This window comes from Methylicorpusculum oleiharenae, assembly GCF_009828925.2.
Classification (GTDB): domain Bacteria; phylum Pseudomonadota; class Gammaproteobacteria; order Methylococcales; family Methylomonadaceae; genus Methylicorpusculum; species Methylicorpusculum oleiharenae.
In genome coordinates this window covers 1,900,411-1,919,190 of the sequence record NZ_WUTY02000001.1, presented here as the reverse complement: position 1 = coordinate 1,919,190, position 18,780 = coordinate 1,900,411, and the positions used below count along the sequence as shown (strand labels likewise).

Genomic DNA, 18,780 nt, shown 5'->3' with positions numbered 1-18,780 from the left:
TTAATGGCCGCATATTATTTGCCGATTGAGTGACACATCGGTTTGGGGTTTCAAAAATGGCGGAGGGGTCAATGGAAGGGCCTGGACTCCAGGCATGATGCGCTCTTGTTGCGGGAGCCCGAAGCGATCGGCATCGAACCAGCGGGTGTTACTTAACCATAAGCCATTGAACTCAATACCCTTGTTGCGGTTGACGATAACGGTTTTGCCTTGATGCGCATCCATGAATACCAATCGGTTATCCGGACCTATCCAGTTTTCCAATTGCCCTAAAAATTCCTGATCATGAAGAATGCCAGGATCTTTTTGTAATATCGGAGCCATATAATCGTTCGCGGCATGCCAACTATCGGATCGACCCTCAATGCGACAAGGCACGTCCAATGTGCCGTTATGTGCCATATAAACTTTCGGCGCGACGCGAAATGGATGCAGATTCTTGACTGTGACATTTCCCCGGGTTTTAAGTCTTAAATGAATCACGCATTCATGCTCGGCTACGCTATGGTATATTCGATACAGCGATGCAAGGCAGGCCTTCCGATGACGTTTGACGGTAAGCGTTTGTCGACCGGAAAATGCCATGACGCCAAAGCCGTCGCGGTTGTAGTGTATTGCCGAGCGCAACAGTTCCAGCGGGACATCAACACCTTTCGGTTTATGGATAATCAAGCACATGGTGAATAACTCCTCTTGACGAGCAAGGGTCAAAAACAATAAACGGTCGGTAGGCAAGTACAATGAGATGAGACATGCCGTCGGCCAAAGCAATTACGGAAACACTTGTCAAAGGCAGCATTCATGGTTATCGGCAGTAGAAATCTTACGGCTTAGCTGAAGTCCGGTTCGGCCATTCAAATCCGCATGAATACCGGCCATTATAGACAAAGCAATTTCTTCCGGCGTTTGGGCGCCAATATCCAGGCCGACCGGGCCGAACACCCGACTTGCTATCCGCGAAGACCTGTCGCCAAGGCTTTGCAAGAGTTTGTCTCGGCGGTGGCCGGGTCCCAGCAGCCCGATAATGGGGATGACACTGTCCACAAGCGATTTAAGATAGCGCAGATCGTATTCGATATTGTGCGTCATCAATACCAGCGCATTGAATTGGTTCAAAGCCGTTTCGTTGTGAATGTCCTCGGGGTGGCAATGGAGCAAACGATCTGCCTCCGGAAAACGCGCGTGTTGTAAAAGGCCGGGCCTATGATCCGCCAAGGTGACTCGCCAGCCGAGGGCCTTGGCGCATTGCACCAAAGGTGCCGCATCAGGGCCTGCCCCCAAGATCAGCAGATGCCAAGGCGGCGTAAGCGGCTCGTAAAAGGCTTTGATGGTTTGACCGCTTATTACATGCGTCTCGATATGCGGTTTTTGCTGTAATACCGAGAGAGATGCCGTTGCCGAAAAAGGGTCATCCCCGACCGGTTCATCGGTTATCGACGCAGGCAGAAACTGGTTAAGCCCGACCGGAAAATTCGTGTGACTGGATTCGAAAACGCTGACCAGAATCCCGGAAGCCCCGGTTTCGGCAATATCGGCAATACAATTCAGCGGAAAGTAATCGTCTTCCGCCTTCAAATGCTGCAGTAAAATTTTCACGGCGCCATTACAACCCAAGCCCAACCCCCAAATGATATCGTCCGGGGCGCGCATGTCGTAAGAAGCTATTTTCGCCCGGCCGGTTTCAAACACCGACCGAGCTTGCTCGACCAGATCGCGCTCGAAACAGCCGCCACCCAGTAAGCCCTGCAACTCGCCGGTTTCGCTGATCAACATTCGAGCACCTGCTTTTTGATAGGTTGAACCAGAGGTTTCGATGATGGTTGCGAGCACAGAGTGATCGGCTTGTCGGCTGAGTTGCCGGTAGGCATTGATGAGATGCTGATTCCTATTGGACATGTTGGTTCCCAATGTCATTATTACACTACTACTCAACTCCAACGGAGGTCGGTTTTAATTAGCGGAAGTTGCCGTACGCGTATGCCGATAGCGGCAAAAATTGCGTTGCAAACCGCCGGCGCCAGGGGCGGCAAGGCCGGTTCGCCCAACCCGGTTACAGGGTTATCGGTTTTGAGAAAATGGACGCCGATTTTGGTCGGCGCACCTTCGATTCGGATCATCGGATAAGTGTCGAAATTGCTTTGCACGATACGGCCGTTTTCGATATTTAATTCCTGAAACATCAATGCACCCAGGCCATCGACAACAGATCCTTGCACCTGATTTTCAGCTCCACTTAAATTGACAATTTGAGCGCCTATATCGGTAGAGACCGTCACGCGATCCACTTTGAGTTTGCCTTGTTTGGAAACCGTGACCTCGGCGACCTGAGCGATATAGCCCCGATGACTGAAATGAAAGGCAATGCCCTGCCCCTTTCCGCGCGGGAATTCTTTCTTACCCCATTCAGCCTGTTCGGCAACATGCTGCAACACGTGCTTCATTCGGTTGACATCATAGGGAATACCCTGTTCTCCGGTTCCTGGTAAAAACCCTTTGTCACCCAGTATTTCCAAACGAAATTCCAGAGGATCGCGTCCTGCAGCATGCGCGAGTTCATCGATAAAACTGTGAAACACCCAGGCGAAGACATTGCTGCGAGGCGCGCGCCAAGGTCCCATAGGAATTCCGCATTCTAAAGGCGTTTGCTCTAAGCGGCAGTTTTCTATCCAGCGACCAGGAAACTCATCGCCGGACAGATTGGCGCCGCTGCCTAGTTCAAGTTTTGGCGCGCCATCCACGACAACCTGATTGGCAAAGGTTACAAAATGATTATGCCAGGCAATCAGTTTGCCTTTTTCGTCGATGCCTGCACGCAGAAAATGAAACCCGCCGGCACGAAACTGATCATGACGCAAATCATCTTCTCGGCTCCAGGTGAGTTTGACAGGTCCAACTACCCGCAGCGCAATCGCTGCCGCTTCGATAATGTAATCGGGAATCAGCCGCCGACCGAAGCCACCGCCGCTTCTAGTGATGTGTAACGTGATTTTGTCTTTGGGTATTCCTAGCGTTTCCGATACTATTTTCTGGCCCGCTTCGGGATTTTGCGTTGGAGCCCAAATTTCGATTGCACCGTCCTTATACCAGGCCGTGCAGTTCTGAGGCTCTATGCTGGCATGCGAAATGAAAGGATAGCTATAGGCTGCTTCAACCGTTTTAGCAGACTGCTTGAGCGCGAGTTCAACTTCACCGTCATTGCGCAGGATATCGGTACCGGGCTGTTTGGAGCGATCACGGGCTGTTGCGGTAAAACCGGCCCAACTTTGGGTCGCGACAGATCCTTCATCCCAGATGACTTCCAATTGTTTGCGGGCACTGAATGCTGCCCAGGTTGAATCAGCCACGACAGCAACACCCGACAGCAATCCCTTGAGATTGTTACCTCCCTCAATAATAAACACATCGCGGACGCCGGGTAATGACTTGACCTTATCCAGATTTGCACTGACAACCTTGCCACCGAAAGCAGGAGACTTCACGTAAACGGCATACAACAAACCAGGCAACTGCACATCAATACCGAATAAGGGTTTGCCGGTCACAATACCGGGATTATCGACACCGCCTATTCGCGTACCCAACAGTTTATAGGTTTTGGGGTCCTTTAACCGGATCGATTCAGCTAAGGGAACCTTCAAGGTAGCGGCATTGGTAGCCAATTGTCCATAGCTTAGATGTCTTCCACTGGCGGGATGATGAACAGCGCTATCTCTGGCGATGAGATCGTCAGCAGACACCTGCCACGTCTCAGCAGCGGCCTGGATGAGCATAGTTCGCGCAGTCGCTCCGAGTCTATGAAACTCATCATAATTAGTGGGCGTAGAACGCGAACCTCCGGCACTTTGGCTGCCGTATACCGGATCGAGATCACCCTGAATGATAACCACATCCTGCCAATTGACCTCCAACTCTTCTGCGATCACCATGGGCAATGACGTCTTGATACCTTGGCCGATTTCGGGTTGCTTGCTGATCAAGGTTACTGTGCCGTTTGGGGCAATGCGAATAAACGCATTGGGTATGAATTCTCCTGCATCTGAAACTGAAGAGGGTTTCGCGACTGTCTCAGCTGAACGGCCTGACCTATCGAGGTATAAACCGAGAATCAACCCCCCACCTGTCATAACGGTCTTACGTAAAAAATCACGACGACTTGCATTTTCTAATTCATTAGCACCACTCATATTGCCTCCTGAGCAGAAATTTCTGCAGCGCGGTGTATACCGGCACGAATTCTTAGATAAGTCCCGCAGCGGCACAGATTGCCTGCCAGCGCCTTATCAATTTCATCATCGGAAGGATTTGGGCTTTTCTTCAGCAGTGCCGCAGCAGTCATTATTTGTCCTGCCTGACAATAGCCGCATTGCGGGACATCAAGTTCTTGCCAGGCCTGTTGCAAAGGATGCGCGCCGTTGGCATCCAGTCCTTCTATGGTGGTGATACGGCTTTGTCCCACGCTGTCGACAGAGGTCAGGCAGGCACGAGCAGGCGCGCCATTGATATGGACCGTGCAGGCACCGCATTGGCCGATACCGCAACCGAATTTTGTCCCGACCAGCTTTAAGTGATCCCGCAACACCCATAACAAAGGGGTATCAGGGGCAACATCAGTGGTTTGCACGATGCCGTTTATGTTGAGTATAAATTCGCTCATGAGTTAAGTGGATGCTCCCAGTGTGTTTGATTGCGTCACTTTTCCTTAAGTTTAAAAGTCCCGTGGGACAACTAAGCCATTGATTCACACCAGACAGTCTGCGTGGTGTAGGTTTGCTGATTAAACCGCAAAGGTAGCCGCTGGAACCCTTTATAGAGAACAGTTCATGGCTTAAGGTAAGGGACAGAAATTCAATGAGCAAAATTTGTACCGTATTGGGAATTTCAGAGACTCATCTTTAATTCCTGAATAATCACTACCTCTCCTTCCAATAGCCAGGAGGCCGAAACTAATAGCCCACTGTATCTGCTGAATTAATGACACCTTTTGTTCACAGGCTGCTGTATTTTCAGCAAAGCAGGAGGTCAGGACCTGCGTCAATCCTGGCAGGCAGCATGAAGAGGCATGGATCACACCAGCTCCACAAGTAAGATGGCACGGTGTGTTGACGTTCAAATTATCTCATTAAGCTCCATTTTTTAATAATTGGCACGACTTTTGTAGTAAGTGAGGATAGTAAACCCCGATTACAGTCATCCGGAATGCTTAACCTACTAAATCAGAGAGAATCATGAACGCATTATCAAAACTATTACTACTGATGTTTGTCTTCACCCCCACCGCCTTTGGGGCCACACATGGAACTGCCGATCAAGCCGCCGCCGCACCTGCTGCCAGTGAACAATACAAACCCAAAGCACCGCAGATCAACCGAGCCAAGCTCGATGAATTGCTTGCCAAGCCTGATCAGTTGTTGATTATCGACCTAAGACGACCCGATGAGATTGCTTCAGTTGGAGGGTTTCAGGTGTATCTGAATATTCAAGCAACGGAATTGGAAAATCATCTGGCGTTTATACCCAAGGATAGATCTATCGTTACCGTTTCCAATCATGCCGGTCGCTCCGGAAAATCAGCAGATTTACTTGCCGGCAAAGGTTTCAAAGTCGCTGGCTGGCTGGGCGCTAAATACTATGAGGAAGAAGGTGGAAAATTAATAAAAATCGCACCTTCCACGCCTAACCCTCAAGCGTCAATTCAATGAATTCTTCCCGCCCACTGCATCTGATCGTTAGATGCTTAGGCCGGATTAAAGAAATTCACAAAGATTTTATTTTTGGAGTATGACAATGAAAAAGAAATTATATCTCGCCGTCGTATGCGCGCTTGCGGCCGGGATGACTTTAGATGTCCAGGCATTGGACGATCAAGACAGTAAGAGCGAAGTCAAAACACAAAAGTCCGGCAAATCAAAACTATGGTCTTATCAGCCTGTCAAACATCCGGCTATTCCCTCGGTCAATAATGACGAATGGGCTAAAACACCGATAGATACCTTTATCCTGGAACAGCTGGAAAAGAAAGGACTTGATCCGTCACCCGAAGCCGATCGGTCAACACTGGTACGCAGAATTTATCTGGATGTATTAGGTGTCATCCCTACTCCTGAAGAAGTTCAGGCATTTGTCGAAGACGATTCCGATGACGCCTATGAACAACTGGTAGATCGTTTGCTGGCTTCACCTAAATATGGCGAACGGCAAGGTAGAAAATGGCTGGATCTGGCAAGGTATGCCGATAGTTCAGGTTTCCAGAATGATAGTGACCGGTTGAACATGTGGCGTTATCGCGATTATGTCATTAATTCCTTCAATCAGGACAAACCCTATAGCCGCTTTATACAGGAACAGCTGGCTGGCGATGAATTGTGGCCTGGGGATGAACTGGCATTAATCGCAACAGGTTTTATGGCGCAGTTTCCCGATAACAGTAACTCGCGCGATTTGGTGCAGAGAAGATACCAGATTACTACCGATATCACCGACACGGTTGGTAAAGTCGTACTGGGGCAAACCGTGGAATGTGCCCGCTGCCATAACCACAAGTTCGATAAGATCAGCCAAAAGGATTATTTCTCGCTGCAGTCTTTCTTCGCAAACATCAGTGCAGTAGACAATATCCCGGCTACCAAAGGCGAAATTGAAAAAGACTGGGACCAACAACGGGCAAAATACGATGAAGCCACCAAAGATATACGCTCCAAAATAAAAGCGATCGTAGACACGCAAAGAGAAACGGCACTCAAATATCACAAAGAACGCTATCTTACCGACAGCCGGGAGGCCATCTTCAAACCCAAAGACCAATGGACACCTTTGGATCGCTGGGTCAATCATCGATTGACCAACGTCACAACCGATCGCGACTTGATGACCTACTTTCAATACAGAGGTGAGAGTACCGATCCAAAGTCTTATGACAAGAAAATTGCTGAACAATGGGAGGAATTGGAGAAACTCAGCAAAGAACTTAAAAAATGGGATGATCTCAAACCCGCTACCAGCTCCAGTTCTATTTCAGCCATTACCGAACTGGGATACAACGATGTGCCGCCGACTTTTGTATTAGCCGGAGGTGATCATGAAAATCCATTGGAAGAAGTTCAGCCAGCTTTCCCTGCCGCAATCACTGACGAAAAACCCGATATCAAACCGTTGAATTTTTCATCGGGCCGCCGTTCCGCTTTGGTTAAATGGCTGACCAGTGCATCCAACCCTTTAACGCCGCGTGTTTACGTCAATCGCGTATGGGATCAGTATTTCGGTCGCGGCATCGTAGAAACGGTCAGTGATTTCGGCAAGGCTGGACAAAAGCCGAGCAATCCTGAATTACTGGATTATCTGGCCAGCAAGTTCGTCAATGACGGTTGGAGCATCAAAAAACTGCACAAGGAAATTTTGTTGTCCAGTGTTTATCGTCAAAGTTCCGAATACCGTGAAGAGGTTAACCAAACTGACCCGGAAAACAAATTATTGGCGGTATTTCCTCGCCAGCGCCTGGAAGCCGAGCAAGTGCGCGATTCCTTGCTGGTTGCTGCAGGTAAGCTTGAAGACAAGATAGGCGGGCCCAGTGTCTATCCTCCGCTTCCGGGTGCAATCAATGTGAAATACGATGTCGGCAACGCCGTCAACAATGACCCTTTCTGGAAAACGTCGAAAGATTCAAAAGATCATAACCGCCGCAGCTTGTATATCTTTACCCGGCGAAGCATTCCTTATCCGATCCTGGAGTCTTTCAACATGGCATCGCCTCAGGAAGCACATAGTAAACGGGAAATTACCACTTCGCCGCTGCAAGCGTTGACATTATTCAATAGCGAAATCATTTTTGATTGGTCCAAAGCCTTGGCCGGAAGAATCATCAACGAAGCGGGTAGCGATGAGTCGGATCAGATCGACAGACTCTATCAAATTTTGCTGGCGCGTAACCCTGATGAAGGCGAAAAAGAGGCTTTGCAAGGGTTTCTGGAGGATCAGTCAAAGATCATTCAAGAAAAAACAACGTCCGGCAAGTTTGAGGTCAATGTCCCTACCGGCCTCAATGACAATCAGCTGACTAATCCCTTGAGGGCTGCTGCGTTTGTCGATCTGGTTCATGCCGTCGTCAATTCGAATGAAGTCATATACCGGTTCTAACACTAACCCATTCAAGTACAAGAGGTATCAATCATGAGCAACACTTCACGCAGAGAGTTTTTATTAAAATCCGGTTATGGCTTAGGGGGTTTAGGATTGGCCGCCAGCGGCTTATTACCCGGTGGCGGCATGATCTCCAGCGCATTTGCCGATGAACTGCTCAATGCAGCAACCGGCGACAATCCGCTGGCGCCCAAGGCACCGCATTTTGCGGCCAAAGCCAAAACCGTCATCTGGCTTCACATGGCTGGCGCCCCCAGTACACTAGATCTTTACGATTACAAGCCCGAATTGATCAAACTGGCGGGTAAAGGGGTGCCAGATTCATTTCTGAAGGGCATCAAAACCAGTACGCGAGGAGGTGCCACCAAATTGATCGCGACCAATCGAAAGTGGAAGCAGCACGGCGAAAGCGGCGCCTGGTTTTCTGATTTGCTGCCCAATCTAGCTCGGCATGCCGATGATCTGGCTTTTATCAAATCCAGCGTCACAGTCGGCGCGACGCATGACATTTCGATCATGAAATTGAATTCAGGTGGCTTAAATCCCGGCAGACCCACATTAGGTGCCTGGGTTCAATATGCACTGGGCACGGCTAATCCAAACTTGCCTGCTTATGTGGTTTTATACAACGATACACGAGAGCCTCGAGGCGGTGTAACCAATTGGAGTTCCGGCTTTCTGCCGGCCGTCTATCAAGGAACCCCTTTCCGCCCAGGCCCATCACCTATTTTGCATTTGGATAATCCGGAATATTTAGCTAAAACCGAAAAACGAAGCTCCCTGAATCTATTGAAACGCCTGAATCAAAAACATGCCGCCCGCTATCCGGTGGACACTGAACTTCAAGCCAGGACCGAATCCTATGAATTGGCCTACCGCATGCAAGAAACGGCACCGGAGGCAGTCGATTTCAGCAAGGAGTCCGAAGCCACCAAGGAATTGTATGGCCTGAATGATGAAGCAACCAAAAACTATGGGGAGTTGTTATTACGCGCAAGACGACTGACCGAGAGAGGCGTACGCTTTATTCAGGTAGTATCCGGTCCCACTGAAGTTAATGGTGACAGCCGTGACTGGGATGCCCACGCCAATATTGAGGAAAATCACAGCAAACACGCCCGCATCGTCGACAAGCCCATTGCCGGCCTGCTGGCCGATTTGAAAGCTCAGGGCTTGCTGGATACCACTTTAGTCGTATGGACATCGGAATTCGGCAGAACCTCATGGAGCGAATCCGGAGACGGACGCGACCACAACCCATGGGGATATACTCAATGGCTGGCGGGTGGTGGCGTTAAAGCGGGTTACACGCATGGCTCCACCGATGCAATCGGTCTGCAGGCGGAAAAAGGCAAAGAAGTCGATACCTTTGACTTACACGCAACCGTTTTGAATCAGTTGGGCCTGGATCACTTGAAAACGATATACAAGCATCAAGGCCGATCCGAACGGCCTACCGTGGTCTACGGAAAAGTGATCAAGGAACTGATCGCCTGAGGAATTGAACACAAACGCCGGGTTTGGGCAACGTCTTATCTGCCAGTGTTTAAAACCCGGCCTTCGTATTCAGCATGATCACTGCAAATGAACAATCTCATTTTAACCATAACCCATTCAAACTGATTCTTCTTTGTCAGCTAACCCGGAAGGAACGTTCGACATTGCCGCGGGGATTTCCAAATATCCAAGCAGGTATGAAGTCATGTAAAACGTCGTTCATTAATACTGACAAAGTGGAACTAAGAATATAAAGGGTTCTAAGACTGCGACGCTGGAAAGCAATTGCCATGCAAAAGTTGATTATAAATTTTGGAATTATTCTGGCTCTGACCAGTCCTGTGGTCTTTGCCGAAGCAGAATTTGATTTTGAAGAATTGATGGAGTCGATTGACGATAACACCCATGAGTTACAAGCCAATATTGTCAATCAGGAAGTCGATGCCGGGATTGCATTAGCCGGAGAACTGAAACAATCCTTATCAATGGTTCAAGGCTATTTCGAAAATCGAGGGGATGCACAAGATGCGGTTGATGATGCTAAACAGTACCAGGATATGGCGAACAACATTGCCAATTACTTACAAGCACGTGATTTTGAGTCTGCATCCAATGAAGCCATCAAGTTTTCTCAGGAATGCGACAAAGCGTGCCACGACACCTACAAACCACTTTAAAGGACCCTTGGAATGAAAACCGTAATATACGGCTGCCTGTTATCGGCGGCGATTACCCTGCCCTGCTTTGCAGCCCTAAAAGAAGGCGATAAAGCACCCGATTTCCAAGCCAAGGCATCGCTGGCCGGCAAGGATCATGTCTATTCATTGAAGGACGCGCTGAAGAAAGGCACAGTCGTGGTCTACTTTTATCCATCCGCCTACACCGGAGGCTGCAATATTCAAGCCCATACATTTGCCGTCAAACATGAACAATTCTCGGCTGCCGGTGCGAGTGTGGTTGGAGTATCCTTGGACAGCATAGAAAGGCTTAACGAGTTTTCAGCCGATCCCGACTTTTGCGCGGGTAAATTTCCGATTGTGTCTGATGCGGACGGCGCCATTGCCAAATCGTATGATCTGACGGTTAGAGAGGCGCAACCCGGAAAGACCGATTCGCGCGGCCAACCGATTGATCATGGCTTTGCGGAGCGAACAACTTTTGTGGTGACGCCAGACGGGCAAATCGTTTCGACAATAGGCGAATTAAAGCCTGTCGAAAACGTTGAAAAAGCACTGGAAATTGTTCTAAAGCATAGCACTGCAAAGTAAACATAACGCCATAGTAATGAGTCAACCCGTAATCTATGCCGGACAACATAAAACCGCTTACCTCAGTATTCATCGCCTTGTTAAAATCGAAAAGGGGTTGGGGATTTTTAACCATCAACCTAGCTCAGCTTGCTTTGTACGCGTTAATAAGCAGTTATTCAGCTCAGGCCAATGATCAACTAGCAGAAAAAGTGGGGCCTGGCCGAGCTGATTCGGGAAAAGAGCTTTCTGACTCGGAGCGTTGTCAGGAATGTCATGGATCGGACGGTATCAGCCATGACGTGAATGTACCCAACCATGCAGGACAGAATGCCGGTTATTTGATCAAACAGCTTAAGGATTTTCAGTCGGGTGATCGTATCCACGACACGATGAACAGAATGGCCGAGGACCTGAGTGAAACCGACAGAGTGGATATTGCTGCTTATTTTGCGGGACAACCCGTTATGCAAGGCACGGGCTCAACCAGCAAGTCTTATGTACGGAATCTATTTGAAAACGGCAACCCCGATAGACAATTGAAACCCTGCACTGAATGTCATGGCCCAAATGGAAAAGGCATGCTGCACGACGGCATGGAGGTACCGGTAATTGGCGGACAGAAAAGGGCTTACTTACGAAGACAACTGGCGAATTGGAAGTCCGGCGAACGTCAAAACAGTCCGGATGGTTTGATGAATAAAATCGCCCATCTACTAACTGATCAAGAAATCGAGGACTTGGCGGATTACATTTCCGGCCTTTAAAACCGGATGTCGTTAATTTATCGCAACTAACACGCCTATCTGATCGAATATACGTCTGGTTTCCATAAAGTGCGTGGTATTTGGCGAGGATGTCAGCAGGATGAATGCTGTCGTCAAGCCCCCAAGGACGGGTTCACGACGGTCCTCGACCTCTACAAAGCCGAACGATTTTCAGTATGAAAGGAATAGCCGCTTAGAATTCAGGCGTAGGATCTTGATTTCAAAAGACGCGTAAATACGTCCGTGGAACTCTCTGCAACATATTTGTTTCAGAAGCCTTTTTGAATCAACCTCCTAACCGCCGTACATAACAGTCCTGCATTCGCCTCGTCAAATGAAAGTAATAAGTGTCGAGGAGAAAGAGAGCGGTCACTCGCCCGACAGGACGCCGTGAATACGTCCATGTAGGCTTGACGGCGGCTCCCTGCCGCCGACACCTGTCGATCAAGCAACCGCTCTTTTTTCGGTTCGTGTACTTTCACGATAAACCAATAAAGAAGAGGGGCATGTAGTTACAATTTTTGAAGCGTTACAAACAATACATTTAACTCTCTATAAGGCGGAGTCCCGTGAGTCACACCACAAAACCAACCTCTTTTTGATACAGGAACCATCATGAAAGTCATATTACGTTTGCTCTACCAATTTCACCGATGGCTGGGAGTCGCTCTCGCTTTGTTCATGCTGTTATGGTTTCTATCCGGTCTCGTCATCATGTACTCTGATAGCCGAACGATCAGCCGCAGTGAGCAGCTTGCGAATGCGGAATCTTTGAATACACAGTACGGACTGTTGAGTTTGGACGAGTCCTGGATAAGAAGCGCCGGACAACGAACCCTGTTGGTATCCAGAACTGAACACGCTGATGCGACTGTTGTTGAAGGCCATTTGGTTAATTTGGCCGGTGCCCCGGTTTGGTTGGCTGAAGATGATAAAGGCTCTCGTTATCCATTGTCCGCTGAAGATGGGCACCTGTTGGAGATTAACGCGGAATTAGCCATTGATGTTGCTTCCCGTTGGTTAACAAAATCCGGACGAGTAAACCTCGACAAGATTCGCTATATCGATCAAGCCGAAAATGCTTTTGTACCTCGAAATTATCAAGCCCTGGCCCCATTTCACCGCATTGCCGTAAATGATCCGGCAGGAACCGAATTGTTAATTTCGTCAAAAACAGGAGAAGTCGTCAGCGAGAATACCCGGCTTGCTCGGGTCATGTATCTGACAGGAAACTGGATTCATTTATTGAAACCGTTGGATGATCTGGGGTTAGCCGATATACGAAAAAAGGTTCAACTGTGGCTGGGTTTGTCCGCCACCATAGCTTCGCTGACCGGACTGATTATTGGCTGGTTGCGCTGGCGACCCGGTTGGCGAGGCCGTCCGACTTATTCCTCCGGACGAAAGCATCCGTACAGGGATATCTGGAATACCTGGCACTTCTGGAGCGGCTTAATCGGTGGGACGCTGGCTCTGACTTGGTCCTTCAGCGGTTTTATCGATACCAATCCGGGACAAATTTTTACGCCTGCCGAATTGAGCCGTAAAGATCTCGCCAATTATGTGGGCACTGAAACAGTACCTGATAACGCTCAGTGGCAATATGGCCCAATTTGGCACCAAGACGACCAGCAAAACATCGTCGAGGTCACTTGGCGGCGTTTGGAAAATGAAGCTTTAATTGTGACTACGACGCGAGATGGGCGTCGCTCGACTTATGCTATTAATGGCGAAAAGGCAAACTTTACGGCGTCTAATTTACAAGCTGCGGTCAAACGTGTGGTACCAGGAGCCGAGATTTCAGAGCAAGTAATATTGAATGACTATGACAGCTATTATTACCCTCGCCATCACCAGAATACGGTCGATAAACCCTTGCCGGTTTTACGGGTGCAACTGAATGATACGGCAAAATCCTGGTTTTATCTCGATCCGCAAGACGGCAAATTACTGACAAAACTGGACAACAGTGCACGCCTGCTTCGCTGGTTTTATTCGGCATTGCATCACTGGGATTTCGGTTGGTTATATCAACGTCCGGCCTGGGATCTATGGGTATTACTCGGCGTAGGTTTCGGTTTGGTTTTGAGTCTTACATCAGTGATTTTGGGTTGGAAACGAATAGGCATGACGTTCCGGTTTAAGAAAACGAAGACCCGTTCCACCAAATCCGGTGACAATTCAAAACTGGCAACCTAAACACAATCAAATTCTCATCGCATTCCTTTTCGATTCCCCCTGAATGCGATGAGAGCCCTCACTACCCAAGATGACCAACTACACGCAAGATTCAAAGTGGACTTTTAATTGCAATTAATGTACTTACCTTAAGCAGATTTTTCATCGGCCTGGTTCCATAACATCCATATCTAAGGGTTGCAAATTTTGAACAACGTAAATCCAGAAAACATTGCCGTTACAAATACAAAAGAATGACTTAATCCATAAGTCAAACTTGCCAGTGCGGGACCAGGACAAAACCCAGACAACCCCCAACCCATACCGAAAATAGCTGCTCCCAGCAGTAATTGTCTATCTATCCCCGGCGAAGTATTTGGTTGAGATTGCGCTGGTAACTCAACTCGTTTTCTAATCCAAAGCCTGGACAGTCCTAGTGTCGACAAAGCACCCAGCATAACCAAAGCAAGACTGGGATCCCAGTCCCCGGCAACATCAAGAAAATTCAGCACTTTAGCGGGATTTAGCATTTGTGATACGGTCAACCCAAAACCGAAAATCAGACCGCTGAACCCTGCAGATAAATTTTTGGATAGCATGAATTACCTCCTACAAAAGATGGCGGACCATATAGACGGTAACCGCTGCCGTCAACATGAAAATGACTGTAGCCACCAGTGAACGTAAAGCCCCCCGAGCTAGTCCACATACCGCGTGACCACTGGTGCAACCACCCGACATGCGAGTGCCGTATCCGACTAAAAGACCGGCAAACAATAACTGTGCATGAGAAGTTCCCAATTCGACCTCACTGGCTCCCCCTGCGAACCTGTAAAGCAAAGGAGCCAATATCAACCCGGCAATGAAACAAACCCTCCATCCGTAATCATTTTTTGTAAAGCGTAAAAGACCGGCTGCAATTCCAGATATACCGGCTGTACGCTGATTCAAATAAAGCAACAGTGCCGCCGATAGTCCAATCAAAGCACCTCCGAACAAAGCCGGGTATGGCGTAAAGTGAGACATAGTTGAGATATGGAAATTTAATTACACAATGAAACCGAGCTTCAATAGAGCCCGGCACACTCTCGTTGTATCTTACTTTCGGGGATGACTGAGGATGCAGTATGACCGTTGCCAAGATACTGTTCTTCGATTTATCTGTTTTTATAAAGCTGATCAAACAAGCCACCGTCTGAAAAATGTATTTTTTGTGCCTCCGACCAACCACCGGGAACGATTTCGGTAATGGAGAGCAAAATGAGCTCCGGGAAGTTTTCTTTGTACCTACTCAAAATCTCTTGATTTCTGGGACGATACCTGTGTTTGGCAATGATCTCCTGGCCGATATCAGACCACAGATAATTTAAATACGCTTCCGCCAACTTCCGTGTTTCATTTTTGTCGACGACTTTGTCCACAATGGCAACCGGATGATCGGCTTCGATACTGATAGAAGGGATGACAATATCAAATTTATCACTGCCTATGTCTTGAGAAGTCAAATAAGCTTCGTTTTCAAAAGTCAGCAACACGTCTCCGGTATTATGTTGAATAAATGAGGTAGTAGCAGCGCGTCCACCGGTTGGTAAAATGGGCACATGCTGCTGAAACAACTCGGCGATAAATTCATTTGCTTTTTCATTATTTCCGAATTTTCTTAACGCATAACCATAGGCAGCAAGATAACTGTAACGTCCGTTACCCGAGGTTTTAGGGTTAGGTAAAACGACTTGAACACCTGGCTTGATCAAATCTTGCCAATCCTTGATATTTTTTGGATTGCCTTTGCGGACCAAAAAGACAGTAGTTGACGTATATGGCGAGCTTTGATTTGGAAACTGATCTCGCCAGCCGGAGTCAATCAGGCCTGCTGAAGCAATTTGATCGATGTCCAACTGCTGATTCATGGTTACAACATCCGCTTCAAGCCCGGCAATCACTGCGCCGGCCTGTTTTGTAGATCCGCCGTGTGATTGATGAACGGTAATCTTGCCACCGCTTTGAGCTTCGAAATGTGAAGAAAAAGCTTGATTAAAATCCTTATACAGCTCACGAGAAACATCATAGGATACGTTAAGAAAAACTTGGTCTGCGGCTTTAATGGATAGTGTTGAGAGAAAAAGTATTAGTGCAAATGAAACTTGAAAAAAAGGCGCTAGACGCACTGGCATAGAGTAGGTATTCATGAATCATCTTCAATAGAATAAAAAATGTTTAGACATCAATTACTATGCCAACTGAAATATCCGAATCTGAATGGGCTATTTATGATGAGGGCATTGTCAAAATGTTGATATATCAACACCTACTCAACAGTTTGTGTTGATATATCAACAGCCATGAAACATCGCCTGTGTACTTGTTTTTCGTTAAATTGAATAGATACCCAAAATATTAGGCGACGATTAAGTTCCTGACTTTCCAACAAAGCAGCAATTACCAATTTGATGATAGAGACGGACATAAGTAAGCTTTGCAGGGATATCGAAGAAGGACACTGCCGTCAAGCCCCATGAATCGATCAACGGCTTTATTAAAAAAGGCTTACGCCGACCATTGATGCCATATTACAAAGTTCAAGCGGGGAATTGCTGCAACACAGTACTTTTCAATTCACTCCCCTCTCCCAGGGTTTTTGGCTCAACCGCCGCTTGTTTAAACCAGTGGCTTAGGGGGCTTCAAGGCTTATCTGTTTAATCGATATGAATATCTAATATTGTCGTTTTAATTTGCAAAATATTTTCGTTATTCTATATTCCAAGCAACAAAAAGCAGCTGAAAAGTACTCTGGTTTTTTTCTGATAGGCATGATTCAAGCTTTTGATGTGTGATTTCGTTTTGTTGAGTTGTACATTCCATGTGGTGTCTCGGGCGGGTTTACCCGCCCTTTTTTTATACTGTGCACCACCCCCATAAACCTGTCACCTAGTGATACCTTAATCATCGGGGGATCTTTGTTACATGCAGCCAATGAATAGTCTTCAAAAAACTCTACGTTTCAGTTCGACAATCTGCCTGATCATTTATGCCTGCGCCATTTCGGCATCCGAACTTGATCCCAAAGCCATTTCGATCAAATTACCCGAACAGATCAATTGGGTTGCCAACCCAAGCGGTTCCGAAACAGCTGTACTCGTCGGCGATCCATCCAAACCCGGCTTATATGTGGTTCTGAACAAATGGAAAGCAAATCACAATAGCAAGCCCCATTCGCATCCTAACGACCGGTTCATTACGGTTATCTCAGGCACTTGGTGGGTAGGCACCGGCACTGATTATGATCCAGACAGTCTAAAACCGGTCCCAGAAGGCAGTTTTGTTACACATTACGGCAACGAGATCCACTATGACGGCGCCAAAGACGGCGATGTCATACTGCAAATCGTCGGCATAGGACCGGCGACATCGGCTCCTGCAACACCAAAATAAAAGATTTACGGTGTCTGCTGACGGAAATTCCGACCCTTTTCCCTCTTGCTTATAGACCTATAGACTGGGCGTCACCGCATCACTGGGCATCATCTTCAATAATTCTTTGGCCAAACGATAGGCCTGCCCTCGAATTTCCGGAACAGCCGTCGTTTCCCAAAAAGTACCTTTCTGGGGTGGTCCCAAAGTATAAATAACGGAGGATTTGAAAGCAGCTCTGTCTAACAAAGCTCCATTTGAATCTACCGACAGACCGAATCCAATCGCATCCGGATGAGCCAAGCCTTTAATAAACAGATCTTTAATGAGAGGATGCTGTAATTTTCGGTAATCACACTCGCCCCCGGTACAATTCAGCACACGATCAACTATCAGTGTTTTGTTAGCTTTTTGCCCGCCATGACGAATAACCACCTTTACCTTGCCGTTAGAAACTTCGAAGCTTTCAACTCGGCCTTTATAAAAGGTTAGCTGACCGTTATTTTCCAAATCACTGATAATGTCTGCGGTGATTGACGAAATTCTATGCCTATGATTATCCCAGAAGGATCTTACATGCCTCAAAAACCTTCGCTGCTCCGGTAAGGACAGTGCCTGCCAGATTTCTTTTGAAAATGGACGCAGCGCATCAATTAACCCGCGCCAGTTATTTTTGGTAGGACCCGGGGTAATCATCAAGGTACGAAACTGCTTCACTATTGATCGGATAGTGATCGGTTGATCTGAATAATTCAGCCAAAGCGGCACCGGAGTCACTTTGTCGTGCACTTTAGGGGATAAGCCTCGCCGAGAAATGACATGTATTTTTCCTCGATAATTATTGTCAACCAGACTCAAAACCCAATCCACCATAGTAAGACCGGCCCCCACAATCAGGCATGATTCGACATGATCCCAGCCCATTTTTGACTCTGTTGACCATGGATTGGAGACATAGTTGGGATTATTTAAATGTACATTTTCGGAAACAGGCGGATCGGCAGGCGGAAAATTACCAATTGCCAATATCACTTTTTGTGCTTGGATTTGTTCGCTTCCCAAAAGCGAAAGTGTTGCGCCTGTTTCCGTTTGAGTGATTTTAACCACCTCATCTTGAATGATATCCAGCTTGGCATTCGGGTTGCCGACTTTTAAAGATTCCTCAACCACCCATGAAATATACTGGCCATATCCTCGCCGCGAGATGAAACTGTTCGATAAAGTATCCATAACCCATGGAGGATCAATCAACGTTGCTTGATGAGTCTGTGCCCAACGCAAAAAATGGCCTGGATCATCCGGGAATGCGCTCATGTTACCCGCAGGCACGTTGAGCAGATGACTGCTCGAATGAGTACTGTAGGCAATGCCACGATGCAAAAAATGCGGATTTCGTTCAATCAGTTTGATAATGATTGGCTGACTTGATTGCCGCAGTAATTGAGCTGCGACCAATGACCCACTGAATCCTCCCCCAACGATTGCGATGATAGGAATAGAGCTTGCTGGCATAAAAGTTTTCTCCTTACAAAATTCCGGTTACTTAT

The 18,780-nt window shown here is 47.6% G+C and carries 16 protein-coding genes; 8 read left to right on the top strand and 8 right to left on the bottom strand.

Features of this window, described 5'->3' with window-relative positions; all coding sequences use genetic code 11:
• The 4 genes from GO003_RS08770 to GO003_RS08755 form a co-directional block, all read right to left on the bottom strand.
• Positions 1-678 carry a class II glutamine amidotransferase gene (locus tag GO003_RS08770; protein ID WP_159659341.1) on the bottom strand — a complete coding sequence of 226 codons (678 nt, stop codon included), beginning with the start codon at positions 676-678 and terminating at the stop codon, positions 1-3.
• Between the two features lie 108 nt (positions 679-786).
• Entirely contained in the window at positions 787-1,896 is a 1,110-nt protein-coding gene (locus GO003_RS08765; RefSeq protein ID WP_159659340.1) for an XdhC family protein, read from the bottom strand.
• A 32-nt stretch (positions 1,897-1,928) separates the two neighbouring features.
• The gene (locus GO003_RS08760; protein ID WP_159659339.1) at positions 1,929-4,184 is read right to left on the bottom strand and encodes a xanthine dehydrogenase family protein molybdopterin-binding subunit; all 2,256 of its coding nucleotides are present in this window, start codon (positions 4,182-4,184) and stop codon (positions 1,929-1,931) included.
• Positions 4,181-4,654: a (2Fe-2S)-binding protein gene (locus GO003_RS08755; protein ID WP_159659338.1), complete on the bottom strand. Its 474-nt coding sequence runs from the start codon at positions 4,652-4,654 to the stop codon at positions 4,181-4,183. Before GO003_RS08755 ends, GO003_RS08760 begins: the two co-directional genes overlap by 4 nt.
• Before the next feature lie 571 nt (positions 4,655-5,225).
• On the opposite strand from GO003_RS08755, the gene GO003_RS08750 reads away from it, so the two are divergent.
• The 7 genes from GO003_RS08750 (at position 5,226) to GO003_RS08720 (ending at position 13,843) form a co-directional block, all read left to right on the top strand.
• Complete coding sequence (locus tag GO003_RS08750) at positions 5,226-5,699, top strand: rhodanese-like domain-containing protein (RefSeq protein ID WP_159659337.1); 474 nt, start codon at positions 5,226-5,228, stop codon at positions 5,697-5,699.
• A gap of 85 nt (positions 5,700-5,784) precedes the next feature.
• Positions 5,785-8,130, top strand: coding sequence for a DUF1549 and DUF1553 domain-containing protein (locus tag GO003_RS08745; RefSeq protein ID WP_159659336.1), 2,346 nt, complete (start codon positions 5,785-5,787; stop codon positions 8,128-8,130).
• A gap of 33 nt (positions 8,131-8,163) precedes the next feature.
• A complete protein-coding gene (locus GO003_RS08740; RefSeq protein WP_159659335.1) occupies positions 8,164-9,630 on the top strand; it encodes a DUF1501 domain-containing protein in 1,467 nt (488 codons plus the stop codon).
• 290 nt (positions 9,631-9,920) lie between these two features.
• A complete protein-coding gene (locus tag GO003_RS08735; RefSeq protein ID WP_159659334.1) occupies positions 9,921-10,307 on the top strand; it encodes a hypothetical protein in 387 nt (128 codons plus the stop codon).
• A gap of 12 nt (positions 10,308-10,319) precedes the next feature.
• Positions 10,320-10,898, top strand: a complete 579-nt coding sequence (locus tag GO003_RS08730; RefSeq protein ID WP_159659333.1) for a peroxiredoxin — start codon at positions 10,320-10,322, stop codon at positions 10,896-10,898.
• Positions 10,899-10,933: 35 nt separating this feature from the next.
• On the top strand, positions 10,934-11,644 hold the full coding sequence (locus GO003_RS08725) for a c-type cytochrome (RefSeq protein ID WP_159659332.1): 711 nt from the start codon (positions 10,934-10,936) through the stop codon (positions 11,642-11,644).
• A 615-nt stretch (positions 11,645-12,259) separates the two neighbouring features.
• Positions 12,260-13,843, top strand: coding sequence for a PepSY domain-containing protein (locus GO003_RS08720; RefSeq protein WP_159659331.1), 1,584 nt, complete (start codon positions 12,260-12,262; stop codon positions 13,841-13,843).
• A 170-nt stretch (positions 13,844-14,013) separates the two neighbouring features.
• Here GO003_RS08720 and GO003_RS08715 read toward each other — a convergent pair whose 3' ends face one another.
• The 3 genes from GO003_RS08715 to GO003_RS08705 all read right to left on the bottom strand — a co-directional run bounded on the left by GO003_RS08715 (position 14,014) and on the right by GO003_RS08705 (position 16,011).
• A complete protein-coding gene (locus GO003_RS08715; RefSeq protein WP_159659330.1) occupies positions 14,014-14,421 on the bottom strand; it encodes a DUF6691 family protein in 408 nt (135 codons plus the stop codon).
• A 10-nt stretch (positions 14,422-14,431) separates the two neighbouring features.
• A complete protein-coding gene (locus tag GO003_RS08710; protein WP_159659329.1) occupies positions 14,432-14,848 on the bottom strand; it encodes a YeeE/YedE family protein in 417 nt (138 codons plus the stop codon).
• A 131-nt stretch (positions 14,849-14,979) separates the two neighbouring features.
• Positions 14,980-16,011, bottom strand: a complete 1,032-nt coding sequence (locus GO003_RS08705) for a sulfate ABC transporter substrate-binding protein (protein WP_206444823.1) — start codon at positions 16,009-16,011, stop codon at positions 14,980-14,982.
• A 784-nt stretch (positions 16,012-16,795) separates the two neighbouring features.
• Here GO003_RS08705 and GO003_RS08700 point away from each other — a divergent pair.
• Positions 16,796-17,254 (top strand): cupin domain-containing protein, encoded by a 459-nt coding sequence (locus tag GO003_RS08700; protein ID WP_159659433.1) that lies wholly within the window; start codon positions 16,796-16,798, stop codon positions 17,252-17,254.
• Between the two features lie 57 nt (positions 17,255-17,311).
• On the opposite strand, the gene GO003_RS08695 is transcribed toward GO003_RS08700, so the two are convergent.
• The gene (locus tag GO003_RS08695; protein ID WP_159659328.1) at positions 17,312-18,745 is read right to left on the bottom strand and encodes an FAD/NAD(P)-binding protein; all 1,434 of its coding nucleotides are present in this window, start codon (positions 18,743-18,745) and stop codon (positions 17,312-17,314) included.
• Positions 18,746-18,780 lie beyond the last annotated feature (35 nt).